Annotated in this window: 1 protein-coding gene; it reads left to right on the forward strand. The window is 68.8% G+C overall.

Annotation, left to right across the window (positions count from 1 at the left end):
* Nucleotides 1-253, forward strand: a 253-nt coding sequence (locus P9217_RS30280) for an ABC transporter substrate-binding protein (RefSeq protein WP_278088339.1), incomplete at both ends; no start/stop codon positions are given.

Genomic DNA, 253 nt, shown 5'->3' on the forward strand with positions numbered 1-253 from the left:
GGGCTGGGCGGCTCGATCAATGTCGAGACGCTCTCCTTCCTCGGCGCCCGCAACGTCGCCGACCAGCCGGGCAGCGGGCTGGCGCAGGTCTCGCTCGAACAGATCCTGGCCTGGGATCCGGAGGTGATCGTCACCATCGACCTCGCCTTCTCGGAAAGTGTGCGCCGCGATCCTGCCTGGGCCGGTGTCCGGGCGGTGAAGGCCGGCCGCGTCCATCTCTCGCCCAAGATCCCCTTCGGCTGGGTCGATTTCC

Source organism: Mesorhizobium sp. WSM4989 (genome assembly GCF_029625795.1).
Lineage (GTDB): Bacteria > Pseudomonadota > Alphaproteobacteria > Rhizobiales > Rhizobiaceae > Mesorhizobium.